At 64.7% G+C, this 24,268-nt stretch carries 25 protein-coding genes; 11 read left to right on the top strand and 14 right to left on the bottom strand.

Going from position 1 to position 24,268, the window contains the following annotated elements; translation table 11 throughout:
- Together I6F24_RS36960 and I6F24_RS36955 are read left to right on the top strand one after the other, a co-directional pair.
- Positions 1-416: DUF2147 domain-containing protein (locus I6F24_RS36960; protein WP_225145725.1), on the top strand; the 416-nt coding region annotated here is incomplete at its 5' end.
- Positions 417-595: 179 nt separating this feature from the next.
- The gene (locus I6F24_RS36955) at positions 596-952 is read left to right on the top strand and encodes a hypothetical protein (protein ID WP_225152657.1); all 357 of its coding nucleotides are present in this window, start codon (positions 596-598) and stop codon (positions 950-952) included.
- A 142-nt stretch (positions 953-1,094) separates the two neighbouring features.
- On the opposite strand, the gene I6F24_RS36950 is transcribed toward I6F24_RS36955, so the two are convergent.
- Positions 1,095-1,499: a cupin domain-containing protein gene (locus I6F24_RS36950; protein ID WP_036028089.1), complete on the bottom strand. Its 405-nt coding sequence runs from the start codon at positions 1,497-1,499 to the stop codon at positions 1,095-1,097.
- Between the two features lie 23 nt (positions 1,500-1,522).
- Positions 1,523-2,221: a ribonuclease activity regulator RraA gene (locus I6F24_RS36945; protein WP_225152655.1), complete on the bottom strand. Its 699-nt coding sequence runs from the start codon at positions 2,219-2,221 to the stop codon at positions 1,523-1,525.
- Between the two features lie 257 nt (positions 2,222-2,478).
- Here I6F24_RS36945 and pxpB point away from each other — a divergent pair, with 257 nt between their 5' ends.
- The 3 genes from pxpB to I6F24_RS36930 are packed head-to-tail and all read left to right on the top strand — an operon-like array spanning position 2,479 to position 5,047.
- Positions 2,479-3,210 (top strand): 5-oxoprolinase subunit PxpB, encoded by a 732-nt coding sequence (gene pxpB, locus I6F24_RS36940; protein ID WP_225131385.1) that lies wholly within the window; start codon positions 2,479-2,481, stop codon positions 3,208-3,210.
- On the top strand, positions 3,207-4,244 hold the full coding sequence (locus I6F24_RS36935; RefSeq protein ID WP_225152653.1) for a biotin-dependent carboxyltransferase family protein: 1,038 nt from the start codon (positions 3,207-3,209) through the stop codon (positions 4,242-4,244). The genes pxpB and I6F24_RS36935 overlap by 4 nt, the downstream gene beginning before the upstream one ends.
- A gap of 32 nt (positions 4,245-4,276) precedes the next feature.
- Positions 4,277-5,047 carry a 5-oxoprolinase subunit PxpA gene (locus I6F24_RS36930; RefSeq protein WP_225145723.1) on the top strand — a complete coding sequence of 257 codons (771 nt, stop codon included), beginning with the start codon at positions 4,277-4,279 and terminating at the stop codon, positions 5,045-5,047.
- A gap of 110 nt (positions 5,048-5,157) precedes the next feature.
- On the opposite strand, the gene I6F24_RS36925 is transcribed toward I6F24_RS36930, so the two are convergent.
- From I6F24_RS36925 to I6F24_RS36900, 6 genes are all read right to left on the bottom strand, one after another.
- Positions 5,158-5,310, bottom strand: coding sequence for a hypothetical protein (locus tag I6F24_RS36925; protein WP_036012446.1), 153 nt, complete (start codon positions 5,308-5,310; stop codon positions 5,158-5,160).
- Between the two features lie 223 nt (positions 5,311-5,533).
- Positions 5,534-7,150, bottom strand: a complete 1,617-nt coding sequence (locus tag I6F24_RS36920) for a sulfite reductase subunit alpha (RefSeq protein ID WP_036012449.1) — start codon at positions 7,148-7,150, stop codon at positions 5,534-5,536.
- On the bottom strand, positions 7,147-8,931 hold the full coding sequence (locus tag I6F24_RS36915; RefSeq protein WP_225152651.1) for a NirA family protein: 1,785 nt from the start codon (positions 8,929-8,931) through the stop codon (positions 7,147-7,149). Before I6F24_RS36915 ends, I6F24_RS36920 begins: the two co-directional genes overlap by 4 nt.
- A gap of 334 nt (positions 8,932-9,265) precedes the next feature.
- The gene (locus I6F24_RS36910; RefSeq protein ID WP_225152648.1) at positions 9,266-10,429 is read right to left on the bottom strand and encodes a CmpA/NrtA family ABC transporter substrate-binding protein; all 1,164 of its coding nucleotides are present in this window, start codon (positions 10,427-10,429) and stop codon (positions 9,266-9,268) included.
- A complete protein-coding gene (locus I6F24_RS36905) occupies positions 10,426-11,016 on the bottom strand; it encodes an ANTAR domain-containing protein (RefSeq protein WP_036012463.1) in 591 nt (196 codons plus the stop codon). The genes I6F24_RS36910 and I6F24_RS36905 overlap by 4 nt, the downstream gene beginning before the upstream one ends.
- Before the next feature lie 228 nt (positions 11,017-11,244).
- Positions 11,245-11,808 carry a hypothetical protein gene (locus I6F24_RS36900; RefSeq protein WP_225152660.1) on the bottom strand — a complete coding sequence of 188 codons (564 nt, stop codon included), beginning with the start codon at positions 11,806-11,808 and terminating at the stop codon, positions 11,245-11,247.
- A gap of 280 nt (positions 11,809-12,088) precedes the next feature.
- Between I6F24_RS36900 and rimO the strand changes: the two genes are divergently transcribed.
- Positions 12,089-13,408 (top strand): 30S ribosomal protein S12 methylthiotransferase RimO, encoded by a 1,320-nt coding sequence (gene rimO, locus I6F24_RS36895; protein ID WP_036028101.1) that lies wholly within the window; start codon positions 12,089-12,091, stop codon positions 13,406-13,408.
- Between the two features lie 100 nt (positions 13,409-13,508).
- On the opposite strand, the gene I6F24_RS36890 is transcribed toward rimO, so the two are convergent.
- Positions 13,509-14,450: a hypothetical protein gene (locus I6F24_RS36890; RefSeq protein ID WP_036028102.1), complete on the bottom strand. Its 942-nt coding sequence runs from the start codon at positions 14,448-14,450 to the stop codon at positions 13,509-13,511.
- A gap of 123 nt (positions 14,451-14,573) precedes the next feature.
- On the opposite strand from I6F24_RS36890, the gene I6F24_RS36885 reads away from it, so the two are divergent.
- From I6F24_RS36885 to I6F24_RS36875, 3 genes are all read left to right on the top strand, one after another.
- Complete coding sequence (locus tag I6F24_RS36885) at positions 14,574-15,731, top strand: tetratricopeptide repeat protein (protein WP_225152646.1); 1,158 nt, start codon at positions 14,574-14,576, stop codon at positions 15,729-15,731.
- Between the two features lie 97 nt (positions 15,732-15,828).
- Positions 15,829-16,470: a hypothetical protein gene (locus I6F24_RS36880; RefSeq protein WP_036028106.1), complete on the top strand. Its 642-nt coding sequence runs from the start codon at positions 15,829-15,831 to the stop codon at positions 16,468-16,470.
- A 270-nt stretch (positions 16,471-16,740) separates the two neighbouring features.
- Positions 16,741-17,931, top strand: a complete 1,191-nt coding sequence (locus tag I6F24_RS36875) for an acetylornithine transaminase (protein WP_036028107.1) — start codon at positions 16,741-16,743, stop codon at positions 17,929-17,931.
- Between the two features lie 113 nt (positions 17,932-18,044).
- Here the strand turns inward: I6F24_RS36875 and I6F24_RS36870 are convergent, their stop codons facing one another.
- The 3 genes from I6F24_RS36870 to pcsA form a co-directional block, all read right to left on the bottom strand.
- Positions 18,045-19,019: a quinone oxidoreductase gene (locus tag I6F24_RS36870; RefSeq protein ID WP_036012480.1), complete on the bottom strand. Its 975-nt coding sequence runs from the start codon at positions 19,017-19,019 to the stop codon at positions 18,045-18,047.
- Positions 19,020-19,104: 85 nt separating this feature from the next.
- Entirely contained in the window at positions 19,105-19,830 is a 726-nt protein-coding gene (locus tag I6F24_RS36865; RefSeq protein ID WP_036028109.1) for a TerC family protein, read from the bottom strand.
- Positions 19,827-20,564, bottom strand: coding sequence for a phosphatidylcholine synthase (gene pcsA / locus I6F24_RS36860; RefSeq protein ID WP_225152644.1), 738 nt, complete (start codon positions 20,562-20,564; stop codon positions 19,827-19,829). The genes I6F24_RS36865 and pcsA overlap by 4 nt, the downstream gene beginning before the upstream one ends.
- A 129-nt stretch (positions 20,565-20,693) precedes the next feature.
- On the opposite strand from pcsA, the gene I6F24_RS36855 reads away from it, so the two are divergent.
- On the top strand, positions 20,694-21,878 hold the full coding sequence (locus I6F24_RS36855; RefSeq protein WP_036028110.1) for a UbiH/UbiF family hydroxylase: 1,185 nt from the start codon (positions 20,694-20,696) through the stop codon (positions 21,876-21,878).
- Between the two features lie 227 nt (positions 21,879-22,105).
- Here the strand turns inward: I6F24_RS36855 and I6F24_RS36850 are convergent, their stop codons facing one another.
- Complete coding sequence (locus tag I6F24_RS36850) at positions 22,106-23,059, bottom strand: AEC family transporter (protein ID WP_036012489.1); 954 nt, start codon at positions 23,057-23,059, stop codon at positions 22,106-22,108.
- Between the two features lie 106 nt (positions 23,060-23,165).
- Between I6F24_RS36850 and hspQ the strand changes: the two genes are divergently transcribed.
- A complete protein-coding gene (gene hspQ, locus I6F24_RS36845) occupies positions 23,166-23,498 on the top strand; it encodes a heat shock protein HspQ (RefSeq protein WP_024341905.1) in 333 nt (110 codons plus the stop codon).
- A gap of 73 nt (positions 23,499-23,571) precedes the next feature.
- Here the strand turns inward: hspQ and I6F24_RS36840 are convergent.
- On the bottom strand, positions 23,572-24,268 hold a 697-nt coding region (locus I6F24_RS36840), incomplete at its 5' end, for an invasion associated locus B family protein (protein ID WP_225114987.1).

The raw sequence follows: 24,268 nt of genomic DNA, 5'->3' as shown, positions 1-24,268 counted from the left end.
CCCCGGCCGTGGCTGCGGCTCCGCCAGCCCCGCCTCCGCCACCTGCGCCTGCTCCCGCTCGCGTTCAGGCGGCCGCAGTGCCGCCTGCACCTGCAACTGCGCCGACGCGCGACCTCAATTCGCCGGTCGGCGTCTGGCTCACCGAGGAGAAGGAAGGCAAGGTCCGCATCGAGCAATGCGGCACCAACCTCTGCGGCTATTCGGTCGACAGCAAGTCGAACCAGAACGGCGAGCAGGTGCTGATCAACATGAAGGCGGGCAAGGACCAGAAATGGTCGGGCCGCATCCTCGATCCCAACTCGGGCTCGACCTACGATTCGACCATCGCCATGAAGGGCACCGACCGGCTACGTGTGCAGGGCTGCGCCTTCGGCGGAATGTTCTGCGGCGGCCAGACCTGGACGCGGGTGAACTGAGATCCGCCTGATCGTTCTTACGCAGACAAGGGGCCCGCGATGCGGGTCCCTTTGCTTTTGCGCCCTGCCGTGCCGGCGTGCGCAGGCTCACACAGCCTCCTGCGCACGTGACAGCCCTCACATTGCCGGTTCCGCGCACGTGTCACGGTCCCCCGCATGGTCAACCACAGGGGCGTGTCATGAACGTGTTTCGCAAGGCTCTATTCGCCACCGCCGTCGTCATCGCTGTCCCGCTCGCGCAGGCCGACGCTGCGACAAGCACGTTCGATGGCGCGTGGAACGTCCGCATTGCTTCATCAAGCCAGGCCTGCGGCAACGGCGCGACTGTCTCTATCGGCATCAATAATGGTCAGATCGCCTCGAGCAGCGCCGCGGTGACGGCGTCGGGGCGCGTCGCCGATGCCGGCAACATCAAGGTCACCCTGAGCACCGGCATCAAGCGTGCCGTCGGCTTCGGCCGGCTCAGCGGCGCGTCCGGCTCCGGCACTTGGCGCGGCGCCATGTGCACGGGCACGTGGACCGCGGAGCGGATATGAGATTCGGTGTCCCGGAAAAGCGGCGACGCGCCAGCGTTGCCGCGCAGAGCCGGGACCAATGCGCTCAGTGGCGCGAAGGCTCTGGGCCCCGGGATCGGCGACGCATCGCCTTAAGGCGATGCGTCTTGTCTGGGGCACGCGACTATCCCACCGCCGCGCCATACTCCGCGTCGCTGACCGGCTCCAGCCAGGTCGAGTAGACGCCGTCGAGCGCTTCCTGCATGGCGATGTGGCACATGCCGTTGGTTGGTGACGCCCCGTGCCAGTGCACTTCACCCGGCGGAATCCAGACGGTGTCGCCGGGACGGATTTCCTGGACCGGGCCGCCCTTGGTCTGAACGCGACCGACGCCTGAGATCACGTAAAGCGTCTGGCCGAGCGGATGATGATGCCAGTTGGTGCGCGCGCCGGGCTCGAATGCGACGCGCGAGACGTTCAACCGCGCAGGCGGCGGGGCCATGTTGATGGGGTCCTGCCACACGGTGCCGGTGAAGTGTTCCTTCGGCGCGCGGCGGGTCGGCCGCGTGCCGGCGAGCGTGATGTCCATGAGGGTCCTCGTTCCTTTGTCCGTTACTTCTTGCTGGCGGCGTAGCGCGCCTTGGTTTCGGCGTTCATGGGATAGAGGCCCGGCAGCACCGCGCCGTTGTTCACCTCGTTGACGATCCAGGCTTCCATCCGCTCCTGCTCGACGCCCTCATTGAGGACATGATCGAGCATCGCCTGCGGGATCAGCACGCAGCCGTCCTGGTCGGCGACCACGATGTCGTTCGGGAAGACGGCAACGCCGCCGCAGCCGATCGGTTCGCCCCAGCCGACGAAAGTGAGGCCTGCAACCGACGGCGGCGCGGCATAGCCGTCGCACCAAACCGGCAAATTGGTGCCAAGCACGCCTTCGACGTCACGCACCACGCCGTCGGTGACAAGCGCGGTGACGCCGCGCTTGACCATGCGCGCGCAAAGGATGTCGCCGAAGATGCCGGCATCGGTGATGCCCATGGCATCGACCACGGCGATGCAGCCCTCCGGCATCGCCTCGATCGCGGTGCGGGTCGAGATCGGCGACGACCAGGATTCCGGCGTCGCCAGATCCTCGCGCGCCGGCACGAAGCGCAGCGTGAAGGCCGGTCCCACCAGCCGCGGCAGGCCCGGCCGCAACGGACGCGCGCCGCGCATCCACACATTGCGCAGGCCCTTCTTCAGCAGGACCGTGGTGATGGTGGCGGTGGTGATGCCGGCGAGGATCTTGCGGGCTTCGGGGGACAGCGACATGGACGAGAACGAGCTCCAAGGTGCGGGACAGAACGCGCGCATCTTGCGAGCCGCGAGCTTTGCGTCAAGGGCCAAGAGGCTAGCAATTACGCAGGGCCGCAGCGCCGTTATGCGATGCGATAACAAGGCTTTATCGCTTCCCCTTGCATTAATTTATTGGACTTGCGGGCACATTTACGCGAAGCAGGGACAAGCGGAACTCAAGGTCGAGCCCGCATTCCCGAGAAGCCCGATTACGACAGCGCTCTGACAGCTCAATGGCCGCGACGCTTCCCCCGCCCCGCCTTCTGCCCAGCGGCGACAGTGCCGTCACGGTCGAGTTCAGCCGCACCATCGACGACGATGCCAACCAGCGCGTGTTGGCGCTCGACAAGGCGCTGCTAGCTGCGCCCATCGACGGCATCACCGAGACCGTGCCGACCTATCGCTCGCTGCTGGTCCATTACGATCCCGGCGAGATCGGCTTTGAGGCGCTCGGCGAAAAGATCCTCCCGATCGCCACCCGGCCGCTGCCGCCGGTCACCAAAGCCCGCCGCTGGCGCGTTCCCGTCGCCTATGGTGGCGAGCACGGCATCGACCTCGAGGACGTCGCCAAGACGTTGGGCACCACGCCGGATGACATCGTCGTCAGGCATTCGCGCGGCGACTATAAAGTCGCCATGATCGGCTTCACGCCGGGCTGGTCCTATCTCAGCGGTCTCGACAAATTCCTGCACATGTCGCGGCGGCAATCGCCACGGCTGCTGACGCCATCAGGCACGATCTCGATCGGCGGCGTCCAGGCCGGCATCCAGTGCCTGGCCGCCCCGAGCGGCTGGCATCTGCTCGGCCGCACCCCGGTGCGAACCTATCAGCTCCACCGCAATCCGACCTTCCTCACCGAGCCCGGTGACCGCGTCACGTTCTACCCGATCGACCACAAGACATTCGAGGACATGGACCGCGCTGCGGAAGCCGGCGAGATCGTCGCCGAGCAGGTGGACGCATGAGCCGGCTCGTCGTTGCCAGCATCGGCCCTGCCAGCTCGGTCCAGGACGGCGGCCGCCACGGCGCGCAGCGCTACGGCTTGACCGTGAGCGGAGCGATGGACCGGCTGTCGCTTGCGGCGGCGAACACGCTGGTCGGCAACGAGCCGTTCGCGGCCGCCATCGAGATCGGCCCGTTCGGTGCCTCCTTCACCGCCCGCGACGGCGCCGTGCGCGTGGCGATATCGGGCGCGCCGCGCAATGCGGACATCGCCGGCAGCCCGGTCGCGATGGACACCTCGGTGACGCTCAAGGATGGCGAGACGCTGACGCTCGGCTTTGCCCGCGGCGGCGCCTTCACCTATCTCGCGATCGAAGGCGCCATCAAGGGCGAGGCAGTGTTCGGCAGTCTTGCTGTGAACGCCCGCGCCGGCCTCGGCAGCCCCTACCCGCGCCCGCTCCAGGCCGGTGACGAGTTCACGGTCGATGCCGCCAGCGGCGCACCGGAGCTGCGCATCGAGCTGCCGAAGCCGGCGAGCGGCCCGATCCGCGTGCTGCTGGGTCCTCAGGACGACGAGTTCGACGACGCCAACAAGACGCTGTTCTTGGACAGCGAATGGAAAATCTCGGCGACCTCCGACCGCATGGGCTACCGCCTCGAGGGCCCCGCGATCAAGCATCTGCACGGCCACAACATCGTCTCCGACGGCACGGTCAACGGCAGCATCCAGGTGCCCGGCAACGGCGCGCCGATCGCGCTGATGATGGATCGCGGCACCTCCGGCGGCTATCCGAAGATCGCAACCGTGATCACGGCCGATATCGGCCGCCTCGCCCAGACCTCGGCAGGAACCGCGTTCCGCTTCAAGGCGGTCAGCATGGCCGAAGCGCAGGACGAGGCGCGCAAGTTCGCGCAAGCGATCCGCAGCCTGCCCGATCGTCTGCGCTCCTCCGATATCGTCGCCCTCAACATCGAGGCGCTCAGCGATGCTAACGTAGCGGGCTATGCGGTCAGCGCGGTCGATTCCGGGACGTGGCAGGTCACGGCGGAGCCGTAAGCGACAACAAGACCAGAGGCGGAGAGCAACCCATGAAGACAGTCGATCTGAATTGCGACCTCGGCGAAGGTTTTGGCGCGTGGGAGATGGGCAACGACGCCGCGATGATCGAGCTGGCAAGCTCGGTCAACGTCGCCTGCGGCTTCCATGCCGGCGACCCCGACATCATGCGCCGGACGGTGGAGCTTGCGAAGGCGCGCGGCGTCTCGGTCGGCGCGCATCCCGGCTATCGCGACCTGCACGGCTTCGGCCGGCATCCGATCGCAGGGCTCAAGGCCTCCGAGATCGAGAACCTCGTCGCCTATCAGATCGGCGCGTTGCAGGCGATCGCGACCGCGGCCGGCTACAAAGTCACCCATGTGAAGGCGCACGGCGCGCTCTCCAACGTCGCCTGCGAGGACGACATGACGGCGAAGGCGATCGCCGCCGGCATCAAGGCGGTGGATCCCAGCCTGATCTTCGTCGTACTCGCCAATTCGAAGCTGGTGAAGGCCGGCGAAGACGCCAACCTGCCGATGGTGCACGAGGTGTTCGCCGACCGCGCCTATGAGGATGACGGCAACCTCGTCTCGCGCAAGAAGCCCGGCGCGGTGCTGCACGACGCCAAGGCGATCGCCGAGCGCGTGGTACGCATGGTGCAGGACGGCGCGGTGGTGTCCGTCACAGGCAAGGTCATCAAGATGCGCACGGATACAGTGTGCATCCATGGCGACACGCCCGGCGCGGTCGAGATCGCGCGCGGCGTGCGTCAGGCGTTGAAGGCTGCGGGGATCGAGGTGGCGCCGTTCAAGCGCGGAGCGTAACAAACGCTCGGTAACGTAGGGTGGGCAAAGCGAAGCGTGCCCACCGACTATCACGGTATGAAAGGATGGTGGGCACGGCGCTACGCGCCTTTGCCCACCCTACGAGACCTTCAAAACGGGTGCACCGACAGCGTCCCGAACACGATCGCCGCGATCACCGCAAACGCGCTGTACATCGCAACGTGGTGCATGCTCGCCCCGGTCCGGCGCGAGAGCGAGCGCGCGTAGAAGTGCAGCCTGGCTTCCGCCGATAGTCCGCGCATGGTCGATCTCCAACGCCCCATTTGCGGGAGTATGGAGGATCAACCAGGGCGGGAGGCAAGACGGTGGCGGAAATAGCGATGAGGGTTCTCTGGAGGCCCCCCATCGCAGATGCAAATTCTCTTCACCAGCAGGTTCCGAGAATATTATTCGTTAGAATCCAAGCCAGTTGGAACCGGGACGGATGACAATCGGATGACGACCAACCCCGCGAGGAGCGTCCGACTAGTACACGTCAGCCTGGAAGCGGCCGGTCTTCTTGAGCTCGGCGACGAAGCTGACGGCCTCATCGGTCGAACGTGCCCCGAACTGCGCGACGATGTCGACCAGCGCGCGCTCGACGTCCTTGGCCATGCGCTTGGCATCGCCGCAGATGTAGAGATGCGCGCCCTCGGCGAGCCAGGTCCACAATTCGCGGCCGACCTCGCGCATGCGGTCCTGCACGTAAAACTTCTTCTCGCCGTCGCGCGACCAGGCCAGCGACAGGCGCGTCAGAAGCCCTGAGGTCTTCATGGCGTTGAGCTCGTCCTGATAGAAAAAGTCGCAATCGCTGCGCTGATGGCCGAAGAACAGCCAGTTCTTGCCGGGCGCGCCGGTCGCCTTGCGGTCGAACAGGAAGGCGCGGAACGGCGCGATGCCGGTGCCGGGACCGACCATGATGATCGGCGTCTTCGGGTCTTGCGGCAGGCCGAAATTGTGCGCCTTCTGCACATAGACCTTGAGCTTCTCGCCTTCGTTGATCCGCTCGCCGAGGAAGGTCGAGGCGACGCCGAGCCGCCTGCGCTTGCCGATGACGTAGCGCACCGAGTCCACCGTCAGTGACAGCTTTCCCGGCGTCGCATTATGCGAGGACGAGATCGAGTAGAGCCGCGGCTGCAGCGGCTCCAGCGCCTCGACGAAGGCCTCGGGATGCGGCCGCGTGCCGGAAAACTTCTGCAGTGCCGCCATCACGTCGAGCGTCGCGGCATCGCCATCGGGATCCTCTCCCTGCGCCAGCGCCCGCGCCTTCTCGCGCTGCGCGCCGCCGGTGATGAAGGAGATCAGCTCGAACAGCGTGTCGGGCGCCGGCGACAGCGAGACGTCGTCGATCAGCACCTCGCGCAACGTCTTGCCGTTGACTTTGGTCGTGTGGGAGGCGCCGAGCAGCGCGATGATCTGGTCGACGAGGCCGACGTCGTTGCGCGGGAAGACGCCAAAACTGTCACCAACGACATAGTCGAGCTTGCCCTCGGAGAGATCGAACTCGATGTGATAGGTCTCCTTCTCCGACTTGCCCTTGTTGAGAAGACGGCGCGACAGGAAGGTCGCCTGGATCGGATTGTCCCGCGAGCGGCCGGGCTCTGCGATCGTCACGGTCACAGCCGGCGCCGGAGCGCCGGCCTTGTCGGTGCTCTTGTCGGTGGTCTTGGCCGCGGGCGCCTTGTCGAGCTCCTCGTACAGCGATTTCAGCATCCGCGCGGTTTCCTTGCCGCCGGGGACGCACAGATTGAGCCGCGCTTCGCTACGGCTCGCGATTGCTTCCGAATAATCGTGGCAATTGTAGCCGCACTGGCCGCAATCCTGCTGTGCCATCGCCGCCATCATCTTGCGGCGCAAGGGACGGCCTTCGGCAAGCTTCATCCGCTCGGCGATCGGCATGGTCTGGTCGTGCCACGGCGCTTCGCCGTCGTCGCCGTCACCGGCCTGCATGACGGCGGCGCCCTGCTCTGCCGACAGCGGCGTTGCGACGTCAGGCGACAAAAGCCCGGCAAAGAAGCCGTTCAGCCAGGAGCGCTGCGCATCCGAGAACGGGGCGCTGGCGGGGATGATATCGAGTTTCGGCGGAGGCGTGATCTGGTTCATGCGGACACCTGTGCATCGGCAAGCTTGCGCAGCGTTTCGCCGTCATGGCGGCGCGCGAAGGAGAGGAAGGTTTCGTCGGGCGAGGCGCGATGGGCGAGATAGGCCTTGAGCAGCGCCTCGACCGTCTTCGGTGCGTCCTCGGCCTTGAGGTCGTGATAGACCTCCTGCCCGACATCGGCATCGGGACCGAATCCGCCCCCGGTGAAGAGGTGATAGCCCTCGACAGTGTCCTCCTCATTGATCGGCACGCGCGCGCCGATCAGTCCGATGTCGCTGATGTAGTGCTGCGCGCAGGAATGATGGCAGCCGGTCAGGTGGATGTTCACCGGCTTGTCCATCGCGACGCGCGGCTCGCACCAGTCACCGATCTCCGCGGCATTGCGCTTGGTATTGGACGCCGCGAAGCGGCAGCCGGCATTGCCGGTGCAGGCGATCAGGCCGGCGCGGATGTGCGAGGCCTCGACCGCGAGCCCGATCTGCTTGATCGCGGCAATGGCGAGCTCGACATTCGCGTCGCGCACGCCCGAGATCAACAGGTTCTGCCAGACCGTGAGCCGGATCTCGCCGTCACCGAGATCTTGCGCCACCTTGGCGAGGCCCCGCATCTGATCGGAGGTGAGCTTGCCGAGCGTGAGCGATACGCCAATCCAGTTGAGGCCGTCCTGCTTCTGCTTGTGCACGCCGATATGTGCCATGCGATCCGCCGCGGGACGCGGCGCGAACGCCTCTTCCGGCACGCGCGTGAACGGCGTCTTCAACCGCTCCTCGACCAGCTTGAGGAAGCCGTCATGGCCCATCGCGTCGAGCACGTATTTAAGCCGTGCCTTGTTGCGGTTGGTGCGGTCGCCATGCTCGATGAACACGCGCACGATGGCGTCGGCGACGGCGGTCGCCTGCTCCGGCTTGACGATGATGCCGGAATATTTCGCAAAGTCTTTGTGACCGGTGATGCCGCCGAGGCCGAGCCGGAACCAGACGCCGGGCTCGACGCCGAAACCGTCCTTTACCTCATAGGCCGTGAAGGCGATGTCGTTGGTCTCTTCAAGCACCGCGATCCGGCCGGCGCCGTCGAAGGCGACGTTGAACTTGCGCGGCAAACCGTAGAGCGAGCGGTCGTTGAGGATGTGGTAGTGCCACTCGCGGGCATAGGGCCGCGTGTCGATGATTTCCTGCGGATCGATGCCGGCGGTCGGCGTCCCCGTCACGTTGCGGATGTTGTCGGCGCCGGAGCCGCGCGAGCACAGGCCGAGATCCTGGATGCCCTCGATCATTCTGATCGCATGCTTCGGCGGGATCTCGCGCAGCTGGAGATTGGCGCGCGTGGTCACGTGGCTGTAGGGGCCGCAGAGCTCGTCGGCGAGATCAGCAAGGCCCGACAGCTGCCAATGCTTCATGATGCCGTTCGGGATGCGCAGGCGGCACATGTAGGAGTCCTGCGTCGGCGCGACATAGAAGATGCCGTAATAGCGCCAGCGGAAATTGTCCGCCGGGCTCGGCGGGGTGTTGTCGAGCGCCTGCTGGCGCAGCCGCGGGTAGGCGTCGAAGGGGTGCTCGTCGCGCTTGAACTTCTCCTGATCGGCGAGCTTCTTGCCCGACGCGATCACCTTGTCCTGCGCCTTGATGTGCACGGCATCGGGACCCACAGGCTCGGCATTCGCCTTGCTGCTGCCGCCACCACCAAGGCCGCGGCCGACGCGGCTGATCTGCAGGCCGGTCGTGAAGCCTTCGAGATAGCGTTTCTGCTCGTCGGTAAAGTCGACTGAGACCGTATCGATTTTCATGGTGTGTAACGAAGCTCCTGCGGCCACCTTCGGTGGCTTCGACGGATTGCGCGACCCGCGAGGAACGTCAGGCTGGCTCAGGAGCCGGCTTCGTCACTCACGGTCCGATCAGCTTCGTTGCTGCGGGACTTGGCTCAGCAGGCACCTATGACAAGCTGGCCGCAGCGCAACATTCAAGTTGCGTGCCAGCTTGGTCGAAATAAAAACCAATGAAGTTTCAGATAATTAGGACGTGACCCGGAAACTGCTGGCTTGGGAACTCTCCCGAAATACGAGCAGCCAGCTCAAACATTAGCCAAGGATCTTAGATGCTCAAAAGCGAAGCAACCGCGAATCAGGCCTTCCAGCGCCCGACCCCGAAGGCCTCGAGATGCCCGCGGATATCGGCGGGGTCGAAGGACGGACCGGCAAAGGCGCCGAACGCTGCGGGAGCCTCAGGCGGCGCCCTGTTGCCAAGCGCCGCGTCGTAGAGATCGGGCCTGAACACCGCCATCGCCGTCTTGACCCCGTCGGGGGTGAGCGCCGTTTGGCCCCAGCGCACCATCTGCGCATAGAGCCAGGCGGCCTGGACCGGATCCGGCCGCCCTGCCCCTTCGCGTCCGACCAGCAGGTAGCGGCCGCTTTCGCGGAAGGTGCCATCGGGCGAGATCTTCAGGCGCCCGGTGAGGGTGCGTTGGATGACCTCGGCGTCGACGCCGATCCGTTCGGGTTGCGCCAGGATCTGCGCCGCCTCGGTCCGGTTCTCGGGATGCTCGATGAACTCGGCGGCCTTCACGGCTGCCCGCACCAGGGCTGCAACCACGTCCGGGTTCTTGTCGGCCCAGGTCTGGCGGATCGCCAGCACCTTCTCCGCCGCACGGACCAGAATGTCGGCGACGAAATGCAGGATATGGCCGATACCGAGATCGACCGCGACCGAGTTCCAGGGCGCGCCAACGCAGAACGCATCGACATGGCCGTTCTTCAGACTGTCGACCATGTAGGGCGGCGGCAGCACCACGAGGCGCACGTCCTCGTCGGGATCGACGCCCGCCGCCGCCATCCAGAACCGCAATTGATAATTGTGGGTGGAGAACGGGAAGGTCATGCCGAAGGTGAGCGGCTCGGCCCCTGCCGTGCGGCGCTTGGCAACCACCTTCGCCAGCGCTTTCGCCGTCGCCATCGGGTCGAAGCGATCGCCGTCGATCTCCTCCATCAGCGCGGCATGGAGCGCCGGCGACACCGTGATGGCATTGCCGTTGATGCCGAGATTGAAGGCCGCGGCGATCGGCACCTTGACGTGACCGAGCCCGAGCGAGGACGCGATCGCCACCGGCGCGAGCAGATGCGCGGCATCGAACAGGCCGATATTGAGCTTGTCGCGGACGTTGGACCAGGAGACCTCGCGCACCAGCTCGACCTCGAGCCCCTCGGCGGCGGCAAAGCCCTTGTCGACCGCGACGATCAGCGCGGCGGCATCGACCAGCGGAATGAACCCGATGCGGAGGGGGACGGTCATTTCAGCATCTCCGACGCGGTGATGATCGACTGCGCGATCTCGCCGATTTTCTTCTTCTCGCGCATCGCGGTGGAGCGCAGCAGCACATAAGCCTCGTCCTCGGTCAGGCCCTTCACCTTCATCAGAATACCCTTGGCGCGCTCGATGATCTTGCGGTCCTCGAGCTGCGACTTGGTGCGCTCCAATTCCTCCTGGAGCTTGGCGAAGGCGTTGAAACGGGACACGCAAAGGTCGAGGATCGGCTTGATGCGCTCCTTCTTCAGCCCGTCGACGATATAGGCCGACACCCCCGCCTCGACCGAGGCCTGGATCGAGGCTGAATCGCTCTGGTCGACGAACATCGCGACCGGCCGCTTCACCGCGCGGCTGACCTGGAACATCGCCTCCAGCACGTCGCGGCTGGGGTTTTCGAGATCGATCACGATGATGTCGGGGTCCGCCGCATAAATACGGGCCAGCAGGCTTTGCATCTCGCTGATATGGACGACTTGGGTAAACCCGGCCTCGCGCAATCCCTCCTCCAGGATCGCGGCCCGGATCGGGCTTTCGTCGACGATCACGATTTTGGGCGACTGTTCGGCGCTCATGGCTCACTCACGGCAGCTGATTCATCCATAGCACGCCGGATCGCCCTGCAAAGGGTTGTAATTATGGGCAATTGGAACTAGCTCAGGCCGATCAATCAGGCAGATCAGATATGATCAGACGGCTGTGCCCAAGGTCAGCTTCGTGTCGCTCAGGTGCGCGTGAGGGAACGAATGTAAATTTTCGCTGCCCCCACTGTGCCCGACGGCAGCTGATCTGAGCTTACGCTCTCACGGAATCTTCGCGCCAACGATCATCTTGTCGAGAAGTGGCACCGCGGCCAGCACCGCCGCCTCAGTGCGGCCGGAGACCGCTAGCCGCACGACGTAGGAATTGCCGTCCTTGTCGAGATCAGTGTAATGCGCGATCACTTCAACCGGCTGGTCCTTCAGGGAGGGATTGTCGTAGCGGTTGATGATGACCTTGGGGTTGACCGAGGGAAGCGTGATGATCTTGGCATTCTTGCCGGATGTCGTCGCCCAATCCTGATCGCTGGTTGCGACCCATTGAACCAGTTCGGTCCGATCTTTGTTGTAGCGGCCTTCGGCATAGATGATTGTTTCGGCGTTACCGAATGTCTTCCCTTTGGGAACGAACATCGATGCGCCGTATTTGAGACTCGCGGCCTCATCCCTCGTCCACCCGTCGGGTGCCTTCACGCGAGGCCTGAATTCCGGACACAATCGTTCCTGCCGATCGCAGACATGGATGATCTTGTCGACTTCAGCGCGGGCCGGAAACATGGCGCCATAGGAAACGGTAACGAAAGCCAAGCCGAAGATGAAGCGGCGCATCGTGGTTAAGCTCCGTGAAATCAAGCAAGAAACCGAATAACAACCAAAACGGGCGTGTTCGAGCAATTCACCTCGGATCCTCCACTCGCTCGATCCGAATGAGCTTCCAGACCAGGAACCGTCAGTCAGTAATACCGGCGCTGGTGACTGGCCGATCACGCCAACTACGCGCGCGTACTGCTTTAGCCACGCGCCGCATACGTTAGTTGTTGAATTTCGCCATCGGTTCAATTACTTGGATCGCAAATCCAGACAATTCAGATAGGCTCCAGGCGATTACATGGACAGAGCGCCGCGCATTTCATTCACGTCACTCGGGTGTCCCAAGGCCTTGGTGGATTCCGAGCGCATCATCACGCGGCTGCGCGCGGAGGGCTATGAGCTCGCCCGCAAGCATGACGGGGCGGACATCGTCATCGTCAACACCTGTGGCTTCCTCGACAGCGCCAAGCAGGAATCGCTCTCGGCGATCGGCGAGGCCATGGCCGAGAACGGCAAGGTGATCGTGACCGGCTGCATGGGCGCGGAACCGGAAGCGATCGAGCAGGCCTATCCGGGCGTGCTGTCCATCACCGGCCCGCAGCAATATGAGAGCGTGCTGGACGCCGTGCACCGCGCGCTGCCGCCGGCGCACAATCCGCATCTCGACCTGGTGCCGCCGCAGGGCATCAAGCTGACCCCGCGCCACTACGCGTACTTGAAGATCTCCGAAGGCTGCAACAACCGCTGCACCTTCTGCATCATCCCGAAGCTGCGCGGCGACCTGGTCTCGCGCCCCGCCGATGACGTGCTGCGCGAGGCCGAGCGGCTGGTCGGTGCCGGCGTCAAGGAGCTTTTGGTGATCTCGCAGGACACCTCGGCCTATGGCGTCGATCTGAAATACGCCGAGAGCCCGTGGAAGGACCGCCAGGTCCGCGCCAAATTCCTCGACCTCGCGCGCGAGCTCGGCGAGCTCGGCGCCTGGGTCCGGCTGCAATATGTCTACCCCTACCCGCATGTCGACGAGATCATCGCGCTGATGACGCAAGGCAAGGTGCTGCCCTATCTCGACATTCCGTTCCAGCATGCGAGCCCCGAGGTGCTGAACGCGATGAAGCGTCCGGCGGCGCAGGACAAGACGCTGGCGCGGATCAAGCGCTGGCGCGAGGAATGTCCCGATCTCGCCTTGCGCTCGACCTTCATCGTCGGCTTCCCCGGCGAGACCGATGCCGATTTCGCCTATCTGCTCGACTGGCTCGACGAGGCCGAGATCGACCGCGTCGGCTGCTTCAAATACGAGCCGGTCGCCGGCGCCACCTCGAACGCGATCGAAAACCCGGTGCCCGAAGCGGTCAAGCAGGAGCGCTACAACGCGCTGATGGCCCGGCAGCAGAAGATCTCGGCGCGCCGGCTGAAGCGCAAGGTCGGCACGCGGCAGCAGGTCATCATCGACGAGGTCGGCCCGACGGTGGCCAAGGGCCGCTCCAAGGCCGATGCGCCCGAGATCGACGGCGCAGTCTATCTCTCCAGCCGCCGTCCCTTGCGTGTCGGCGAGATCGTCACGGCGAAGATCGAGCGCGCCGACGCATACGATCTGCACGGCAGCGTCGCGGGATTCTGACCGCGTTCCGTCATTGCGAGCGTAGCGAAGCAATCCAGAATCCCTCCGCGGGAACAGTCTGGATTGCTTCGCTGCGCTCGCAATGACAGTGTAGAGACAATCACGCCAGCCATTTCGGCACCCAGCGCTCCGGCCTTGGTGCACGGGCGAGATCGGCTTTCGCCTCGGAGAGCAATGCCGGTTCGCCGTCGATGGTCGGGCGTACATCGTATTCGAAGCTCGGCATGACGCGGCCGTCGGTGTAGAGTCCGAACCTCATCGCGTACCATAACCCGAGCTCAGGCTGAGCCTTCCACATCTGTTCGCGCAGCTCGCGCAGCAGGGATTCGATCGAAGCGGCTTCCTCGAACGGCTGCGGCCCGCGCGTCAGCACGCGCGCTTGGTATTGCTTGCCGACGATTGCGACCTCGAAACGCGTCTTATCCCAGCCATTCTTGCCCTTGGGCAGATGGGCGGCCAGCCGCCAGCCGAGTTCGGCCATCATGCGATGGTTGGCCCAATAATCCTCGCGGTCCCGGCTCCATTTTTCCATGAAGCCGCGGAAATCAGGCAGCTCCGGAGGCCCGTCGTCACACGCCGCCTTGTCGCCAACGGGCTGTCCAGCGAGCCATTGCGCAAGTTCGACGGTCTGAGGCTCGACTTCGTCATGCGGCTTCAGATCGCTCCAGGCCCTGTCGAATTGCTGCGACGTCAGCCTCGTCAGCAGCGCATCGAGGCTCGGCGCCAGCAATTCGTAGTCACCCTCGGATCCCAGCCCGACGATCGGTGGATTGTCACGATCAAGACCCGCGCCATACCAGCCGCCGACGGCCGAGCCGTCAGGCAGGCGCATGAACAGCGAGAACCGGTCGCGCAAGGAACTGCCGTCGACGATCGGCGCGGAGTCCGAGAATTGGCCCTGCAGCGAGAAGCAGCCGACGCTGCCCCAGGGACGCCCCTTCAGCCAGGCCGCAAAGTCGACCAGCAGCGGCGGCGCCTCGATGCCAGGCGGAAACGCGCCGCGAATGCTGTCGAGGTCGATCGGATAGGGCGTATCGGACAAGGCTTTGAGCTATCTGGTTGGTCCCGCCTTCTTGGTCTGGGCGGTGATGCATTCGGTTCGAACCAAGTCGCGTCCTTCGATCACAAACGCGCTAGAGGCGCAATGGTTTCGACGCGAGAGACAATGAAACACGATGAAACGTCAGGGATTCTCCTCAAGCTGTCCGCACTCGGCCTGACGATAACCCTGCTCGCGCTGCCGGCCCCCGCCGACGCGCGATCACCATCCGCCGCGCAGGCCCGCCAGTGGTGCTTCGCAAATGACGGCGGAGGCAGTGACGACCGGCGCTTCGCCGGCTGCTCGGCCCTGCTCAAGGCCAATCCCGACGATGTGCACGCGCTCGCCAATCGCGGCGAAATGTTTCGGCGACGTGGCGAGCCCGAGCGCGCCGTGGCGGATTTCAGCCGTGCCATCGACCTCGGTGCGAAGGATCCCGACATCCTGTACAATCGCGGCATCGCCAATGACGATCTCGGCGACGCCGATCGCGCCATTGCCGACTACACGCGCGCCATTCGGCTGAACGCCCGCGACCCGCTCTATTTCAACAACCGAGGCAACTCCTACATTCACAAGAACGCTTACGAGCTCGCGATGGCCGACTACGATCGGGCCATCAAGCTCGATCCGAAATTCGCGCTCGCCTATTTCAATCGCGGCACCGCCTTCAGCAACCACGGCGACGATGCGCGTGCACTTGCGGACTTTAATCTGTCGATCAAGTTCGACCCGAACTACGGGCCGGCCTACGGCAACCGCGCCCGCATTTATCGCGACCGCGGCGACCGCCCCCGAGCGCTGGCCGATTTCGCCAAATCGGTCGATCTCAGTCCGAACAACGACCGCGACTACTATGCGCGCGCGAACATGTATTTCGATACGCACGATTATGCGCTGGCACTCGACGATTACGACCGCTCCATCAGAGCGAATGCGAACCGCGCGGACGTGTTCAATTCGCGCTGCTTCACCCGCGCGATCGTCGGCCGCCTGCAGGAGGCGCTGGCCGATTGCGAGCAGTCGCTCAAGATGGCTCCCAACGATGCCTACACGCTGGACAGCCGCGCCCTTGCCCATCTCAAGCTCGGCAATCTCGACGCGGCGATCGCCGATTACGATGCCGCGCTGAGCATCAAGCCGGGGCTCGACGGCTCGCTCTACGGCCGCGGACTGGCGAAGCGCAAGAACGGTGACAGCGAAGGCGCCGTGCGCGACATCGCGGCCGCAAAGGCGATCAACGCCGGCATCGCCGATGTGTTCTCGCACTATGGCGTGGAGTAAGCGTCACGTTAGGAATGTGACACTATAATGCATTCACGCAGCGGTCACGGACTCGGCCTAACTCTGCCCGCGTCTTCAACGCGAGCGAGGGATGAGGATGAGCCGCCTCTCGGACATGCTGCGCACGCAGCGCTTCGACGATTACCGCTTCTACCACCAAAGCACCGTCAACCAGACGCTGCACCTGATCAGCGCCGTCATCTTCCTCGGCTGCTATGCCCTGCTGTTCAAGGACCCTGCTCTCGCCGGCATCGTCGGCTGGCTCGCGATGCTGACGCGGCAGACCGGGCATTTCTTCTTCGAGCCGAACGGCTATGACGCCGTCAACGGCGTCAGCAACGAACACAAGGAAGCGATCAAGGTCGGCTACAATCAGGCCCGCAAGATCGTGCTGCTGCTGGTCTGGGGCAGTGCGCCGCTGGCGCTGTTCGCCTTTCCGACGCTGTTCGGATTGTTCGATGCGCCGGCGTCCCGCCTCGATTTCGTCCGGCATGTCGGCGCGCTCTGGCTCGCCATCGGCATCGGCGGCGGACTTGCGCGCATGCTGCAGCTCTTCGCCACCCGCGACGTCACCACGGGCTTGGTCTGGGTGTTCAAGGTGCTGACCGACCCCTTCCACAACATCGCGCTGTACTGGAATTCGCCGCTCAAGCTGCTGCGGGGCGAGCTGATCGACACCGCAATCGCGGATGCGGATTGGGGCGATGCAGAGGCCGAGGAAGCCGCGCACCCGACCTGACCGATGCACGCTCGGCGTGCATCTTGAAAAAAGCCTGCTTGACAAGTCCTGCCATTCGGCTGTACGGACCCGCCCCATGATCAACGCCCGGACCAACCAGCGCACCGAAATGCTCCGCCGTCGCTCCCGCGACGACGAGAGGGTGCGCCATGTCCGAGGACGCCGCTGAACCACTGAATTCAGCTAGTTTTCGAGAAAGGCCGCACCCGCAAGGTGCGGCCTTTCTGCTTTTTGCGCCCTTTTTTCCACCCGCCTCCAGAGGAGTACGACATGACCACGCATCCGTATGACGCGCTGATGGACATCACCGCACGGCCCAAGACCGTGTTCGTCCGCGGCGCCGGCTCCTACCTCTGGGACGACAGCCGCAAGCGCTATCTCGATTTCGTGCAGGGCTGGGCCGTGAACTGTCTCGGCCATTCCCCGCCCGCGATCGCCGACGCGCTCGCAGCTCAGGCCAAGCGGCTGCTGACGCCGAGCCCGGCCTTCTACAACGAGCCGAGCCTCAAGCTGGCGCAGGCGCTGGTCGAGCACAGCGCGTTCGATCAAGTGTTCTTCGCCAATTCGGGCGCTGAAGCCAACGAAGGCGCGATCAAGCTCGCGCGCAAATATGGCAGCCTGCACAAAGGCGGCGCGTTCGAGATCATCAGCTTCGAAGGCGGCTTCCACGGCCGAACGCTGGCGACGATGTCGGCTTCAGGCAAGAAAGCGTTCGAGCCGCTGTTCGAGCCGAAGGTCGCGGGCTTCAAGAAGGCCAAGCTGAACGACATCGGCTCGGTCGAAGCTCTGATCAACGCCAACACCGTCGCCGTGATGCTCGAGCCGATCCAGGGTGAATCCGGCGTGTGGCCTGCGACCGATCAGTTCCTGCAGCAGCTGCGCGCGCTGACCGAAGCGCACGGCCTCCTGCTTATTTTCGACGAGATCCAGACCGGCATGGGACGGACCGGAAAGCTCTTCCATTATGAGCACACGGCGATTGCGCCCGACATCATGACGCTCGGCAAGGGCATCGGCGGCGGCGTGCCGCTCGCGGCCCTGCTCGCGAGCGAACGCGCCTCATGCTTCGAGCACGGCGATCAGGGCGGCACGTTCAACGGCAACCCGATCATGTGCGCGGCGGGCCTCGCGGTGCTCGAGGAGGTCAAGAAGCCCGACTTCCTGAAACAGGTCGCCGAGACCGGCCTCCTGCTCGAAAGCGAACTGCAGAAGGTCTCGGCCCGGCATGGCCTCGGTGGCGTGCGCGGACGCGGCCTGTTGCTCGCGCTCGATCTCAAGCTGCCGATCGCACCCGGCATCGTCGCGCAGGCGTTCGAGGCCGGCGTGCTGCTGAACGCCCCGCAGGTCGACAGCTTGCGCTTCATGCCGGCGCTGAACGTCACGAAGGAAGAGATCGCCGAGATGATCGAATGTCTCGACGCGATCTTGACCAAGGCCGGCGCGGCAAGACGCGTCGCGTAGTGCTGTAGGGCGGGCAAAGCGAAGCGTGCCCACCATTTTTCACCGCAATGAAGATGGTGGGCACGGCGCTCCGCGCCTTTGCCCACCCTACGAAACCGCCGATGCCGAAAGAGCTACGGCTTCAAGATCGAAGCCCCCGTCGTCTTGCGGCTTTCGAGATCGATATGCGCCTTGGCGGCGTCCTTGAGCGCGTAGGCGTGGTTGATCGGCACGTGCAGCTTGCCGTTAATGACCGCGGCGAACAGGGTGTCGGCGCCTTCGAGCAGTTCCTTGCGCGTGCCGACATAATCGTTGAGCTTCGGTCGCGTCGCGAACAGCGAGCCGTGATTGTTGAGCTCGGCAATCGCGAATGGCGGCACGGGGCCCGAAGCATTGCCGAACGAGACGAACATGCCGCGCGGCTTCAGGCAGGACAGCGAGCCCGGGAACGTCGCCTTGCCGACGCCGTCATAGACGACGTCGCAGCCCTCGTTACGGCTGATCTGCTTCACGCGCGCAACGAAATCCTCCTCGTTGTAGAGGATGACGTGATCGCAGCCATTGGCCTCCGCAAGCTCGGCCTTCTCGCGCGAGCCGACGGTGCCGATGACATGCGCGCCAAGCGCCCTCGCCCACTGGCAGGCGAGCAGGCCGATGCCGCCGGCGGCGGCGTGGACCAGCACGCGATGATGCGGCTCGACCTTGAAGGTCTTGTGCAGGAGATACCAGACCGTCAGCCCCTTCAACATCAGCACGGCACCCTGCTCGTAGGTGATGTGATCGGGCAGTTTGACCAGCTTCTCCCAGGGGATGTTGCGCTCGCCGGTATAGGCGCCGAGATTGTGGTAATAGGCGACGCGGTCGCCGGGATGAAAATTCGTCACGCCTGGCCCGACCGCGACCACCTCGCCGGAGGCCTCATTGCCGGCGATGAAGGGCAGCCCCGGCGCCTTGTAGAGGCCGGTGCGGTAATAGACGTCGATGAAGTTGAGGCCGACCGCGTGCTGGCGGATGCGCACCTCGCCGGGCCCGGGCGCCGGCACGTCGACGCTCTCATAGACCAAGGCTTCGGGGCCTCCGACCTTGTGCACACGGATGGCTTTCGTCATCACCTGACCTCCTCTTCGTGCGGCTGAGCGAAAGCTATCGCGCCCGCCTTGTCAACTCGACGCCGACTGGAACGACCCAACGCGACTACTTGGCGGCTTTCCGGCGGTTGCGCCTGGCCAGCACGTTGAAGAACTCCACCGCCGCCGAGAACGCTATTGCGAAATAGATGTAGCCGCGCGGAATGTGGAAGTGGAATCCGTCCGCAACCAGCGCGACGCCGATCAACACCAGGAAGGCCAGTGCCAGCATCTTGGTGGTCGGATGCTCCGCGACGAATCGCGCCACCGGACCCGCCGAAACGTACATGACCGCGCATGCGATCACGACCGCCGCGATCATGATCTTGATGTCCTCGGCCATGCCGATCGCAGTGATGATCGAGTCCAGCGAGAACACGATGTCGATGATCACGATCTGGACGATCACCCAGACGAAGGCGCTGCCTGTGGAGTCCTTCTCGCTCGCGTCGTGATCGGATTCGACCTCGCCGTGAATCTCATGTGTGGCCTTGGCGATCAGGAAGAGGCCGCCGCCGATCAGGATGAGATCGCGCCAGGAAAAAGCATAGCCCTGAATCGAGAGCACCGGAGCGGTCAGGCCGATCAGCCAGACCAGGAGACTGAGCAGGATGAGGCGAAAGACCAGTGCCAGCGCAAGCCCGATCTGGCGGGCGCGCTGCGCCGGTTTCTCGGGAAGGCGCGAGACGAGCACCGAGATGAAGATGACGTTGTCGATGCCGAGCACGATCTCGAGCGCCGTCAAGGTGAGCAGCGCGGCCCAGGCTTCCGGGCTGGTCAGCAGCTCCATCACGCCGATAATCTCGCCAGGGATTTCGCCAACCGGATCAAGGCATCGCTGAAGCTGATCCAGAGCGCGATGGCGCAGAGCACGACGGTCACCCCGGTGCCGACGCGAAAATCCATTTGCAGCGTGTAGAAGGCGAGCAGCGCCCAGACCGCGATCAGCGACATCGTCAGCCAGCGCAGCCGCACCACCCTGACAGGGTGCAGCACATGGAAAGGCACGAACGTCAGCACGACCAGCGCGGCGACCAGCAGCGTCGCCCACAGCGGCGGCCAATGCAGCAGGAACAGATAGAACGCGGCCGCGTTCCAAAGCGCCGGGAAGCCGCGGAAATGATTGTCGTCGGCCTTCATGCGCTGGTCGGCGAAATACAACGCGCTGGTCACGATGATGGCGATGCCGAGCAAGGGAGCCGCTACCGGCAGCAGCATGCCGCTCGCGACGATCGCATAGGCCGGCACGAAGACATAGGTGCAGAAGTCGACCACGAGATCGAGCACGTCGCCCGACCAGTTGGGCTGCACGTTCTTGACGTCGAGCCGCCGCGCGATCGGCCCGTCGATCGCGTCGATGATCAGGGCGACGCCCAGCCATTGAAACATCGCCGCCCAGTGCTCGCGCACGGCCTCCAGCATCGCCAGGAGCGCGATTGCCGCGCCGAAGGCGGTGAAGATGTGTACCAAGAAGGCTGCGGCGCGGATCACCGGTCTCGGCTTCAGGGAATCCTGCTGAATATCCATGGCTTCTGCTATCAGAATGCGACCGGTTTGCACATCCGCCATTGCGGCGCACGATCGCAAAATTCGCCATAAAATCAGGGAAATATAGGTGGGCTTGAATTTGCCGCCCGGCGTGTCAAATGTCGTTCCATGGTAGACGCATCGACACTCCATGACGCGGCCGTGATCGGCGGCGGACCTGCCGGCCTTGCCGCGGCGATCGCCCTGGCGCAGGCGGGTGCCCGGACCGCACTGGTGGCGCGCCGCGTTTCCTATGCCGACAATCGCACCACCGCATTGCTCGGCGCCTCCATCGATCTACTGGAAGGCCTCGACGTCTGGTCGCGCTGCAGGGACAAGGCGGCTGCGCTGGAAGTCATGCGCCTCGTCGACGACACCGGCCGGCTGTTCCGCAGCCCCGAGGTGCGCTTCTCCTGTCACGAAATCGGCCTCGATGCGTTTGGCTACAATATCGACAACCGCTCGCTGATGCTGGCGCTGGAAGCGCGCGCGGCCGAGCTGCCCAATCTCGTCCGCTTCGACGACGAGGCCGAAAGCGTCGTCATCGAGGCCGACGACGTCGCGCTGCGCACGGCGTCCGGACAGTTTCTCTCGGCGCGCCTCGTGGTCGGCGCCGACGGCCGGCACTCGCTGTGCCGCGAGGCTGCTGGCATCGCCGTGACTCGGCGCGAGCTGAACCAGACTGCGCTGACCTTCAACATCAGCCATGCCCGGCCGCATCGCAACGTCTCGACCGAGTTCCACACGCCGCACGGGCCTTGCGTGTTCGTGCCCCTGCCCGGCGACCGCTCCAGCATCGTCTGGGTCGCAGCGCCTGCGGAGGCTGAACGGCTGCGCGGCTTGAGCGACGAGGCGCTGTCGGCGGCGATCGAGAAACAGTCGCATTCGATCCTGGGACGGATGAATGTGGAGCCTGGCCGCAACCTGTTCCCGCTCGCGATCGAGCGTCCGAAATGCTTCGGCCGCGACCGTATCGCGCTGGTCGGCGAAGCCGCCCATGTGGTGCCGCCGATCGGCGCCCAGGGCCTCAATCTCGGCCTGCGCGATGCCGCCGACATTGCCCGGCTCGCGGGCGAGGCCATCGCCGCGGGACAGGATCCCGGCGCCGACGATGTGCTCAAGCGCTATGACCGCGCGCGGCGTCCGGACATCTTGAGCCGTACCTTTGCGATCGACATCGCCAACCGCTCCTTGCTCAACGACTTCCTGCCGCTCCAGCCCGTCCGCGCCGTCGGCATGCACCTCCTCGGCGCCATCGGCCCGCTCCGGCGCTTCGCCATGCGCGAAGGCCTGACGCCGACCTGGCGCAGGTAGCTCCGAAGCGCGTTAGGTTGGACGACTTCACCGCTGGCTCGGTGCAATCTCTCCCGCTTGCGGGGGAGGTCGGCGCGAAGCGCCGGGTGGGGGCTCTCTCCGCGACGGGATTTTTTCTGCACTCTCGACAATCCCGACGCGGAGAGAGCCCTCTCCCCGACCCTCTCCCGCAAGCGGGAGAGGGAGCGCACCGGCCCGCGGAAGAGATCAAGCCAATCTCATCACCATCAAGGAAACGCCAACCGTCCCGTCTGGATCGCCCACATCACGCTGGTCAGCGTGACCACCGAGGCGAAGGTGCCGAGCAGCACCGCGACGGAGGCGGACTCGATCCAGGCATCGTTCTGCCGGGCGATGACGAACACGTTGAGCGCCGGCGGCAGCGCGGCCATCAGCACGGCGGTGGCGGCCCAGGGCTGCGCGAACGGGCCGAACGCCAGCATCAGGGCGAACGCCGCGAGCGGATGGATCAGCAGCTTGACCGCGATCACGCCCGGCACCTCCCACGGCACCCGATCGAACGGGCGGAGCGCCACGGTCACGCCGAGCACGAACAGCGCGGTCGGCGCGGCCGCGTTCTGCAGGAAGGTGATGGTGCGGTCGAGCGCGACCGGCAGCTCGATATGCAGCGCCGCCACCGCCGCGCCGAAGCAAGCCGACATGATCAGCGGATTGAGCACGATCTGCTTCAGCACGACGCCGAAAGCATGGACGAGCGAGGGATGGTCGCGGTCGGAAAGCTCGATCAAGAGCGGCACGATCGTGAACAGGAAGATGCTGTCGCAGCAGAAGATCAGCGCGGTCGGCGCAGCCGCCTTCGGCCCCAGCACCGCAAGTGCGAGGCCCGGGCCCATATAGCCGATATTGCCGTAGCCGCCGGAGAGGCCCGCGAGCGTCGCTTCGCGCAGCGTCAGCCGTCCGAATAGCTTGCCGACCACCAGCGCCAGCGTGAATGCCGCGACCGTCGAGAGCGTCGTCGCCACCAGGAACGGCGGGTTATTCAATTCCGAAAACGGCGTCTTCGACATGATCGCAAACAGCAGCGCCGGCAGCGACACGTAGAGCAGGAAGAAGTTCATCCAGGCGAGCCCCGATTCCGGGATGGACTTGACCTTCCCGCAAGCGAAACCGACGAAGATCAAGCCGAAATAAGGCAGCGCCAGATTGAGGATATCGACCATTGCTGAAGTTTTTTCTGAAGGCTTGGGGGCTATCCGCCCCGGAGACGAAGGTTAATTCCAGCTGAGGGCACTAGCATCGGCCACAATCCTGGTCTATCGACGGGGGATGATTAAAGCGCGGACCGCCAAATTCCAGATCGGACAGGTCGTTCGCCACCGGATCTTCTCGTTCCGGGGGGTGATTTTCGACATCGATCCGGAATTCAACAACACCGAGGAATGGTGGTTGTCGATTCCCGAGGAAGTGCGGCCCCACAAGGACCAGCCGTTCTATCACCTGCTCGCGGAGAACGCGGAATCCGAATACGTCGCCTATGTCTCGGAGCAGAACCTGTTGCCGGACGATTCCGGCGAGCCGGTCCGGCATTCCCAGGTCGCCGAGATCTTCGTCAAGGACAAGGCCGGCGGCTATCGCCCGCGCAATCCCTCGCTGAACTGATCGTCGTGATCGTCGGCCAGCAAAAAAGGCGCTCGAACCGAGCGCCTTTTTCACGTCCGGGATTTGCTCCCGATTACTTCTGACCGGTCGGAGCCGCGCCCGGTGCGCCACCACCCTGCTGCTCGAGCTTCTTGCGCTGCTCTTCGGCCTTCTTCTGCAGCTCTTCCTGCAGCTTCTTCTGGGTTTCCTCGAACACCTTCGGATCGGTCGGCGGACCGTCATAGGCCTTCTGGAATTCGCCGGCGAGCGGCAGCGGCAGCGTCAGCGGCGCGCCGTTGGCATTGATCGCCTGGACAACGAGATTCTGGCCCTTCTTCATGTTGTTGATGAGCTCGGGCGTGGCCTCGTAGTCGGACATGCAGCCGTTCTGGAAGCAGATCACATAGGGCTGCTGCAGCGGCGCGTTGCTGTCGACGATGATGCGGGTGCCGTGCACGAGCTGCATGCCGAGCGGCAGCGTCACGCGCAGGATCTTCTTGGGCTCGCCTTCCGGCTCGATGATCACGGCCGCGATGACCGGCTGGCCCGATTCGATACGGCCGTCCTTGCCGGTGAAGCAGACCTGCTTGGCATTGGCGTCCTGGCCCTTGAGGCAGAACTTGGTCCAGGGCGCATAGATCAGCTGGATCTGCTGATCGGCGGGCTGAGCTGCGCCCTGCTGCGGGGCGCCTTGCTGCGGGGGAGCCTGAGGGGATGCTGCGGGCGCCGGAGCCTTGGGAGCTGCCTTGGGAGCAGCCGCCTTCGGAGCCGGGGCCGGGGAGGCCTTGGGC

Source organism: Bradyrhizobium sp. BRP23 (assembly GCF_020194135.1).
GTDB classification, from domain to species: domain Bacteria; phylum Pseudomonadota; class Alphaproteobacteria; order Rhizobiales; family Xanthobacteraceae; genus Bradyrhizobium; species Bradyrhizobium yuanmingense.
Note: the sequence above shows the minus strand (reverse complement) of the source record. Positions and strands in the feature narration are given on the sequence as shown.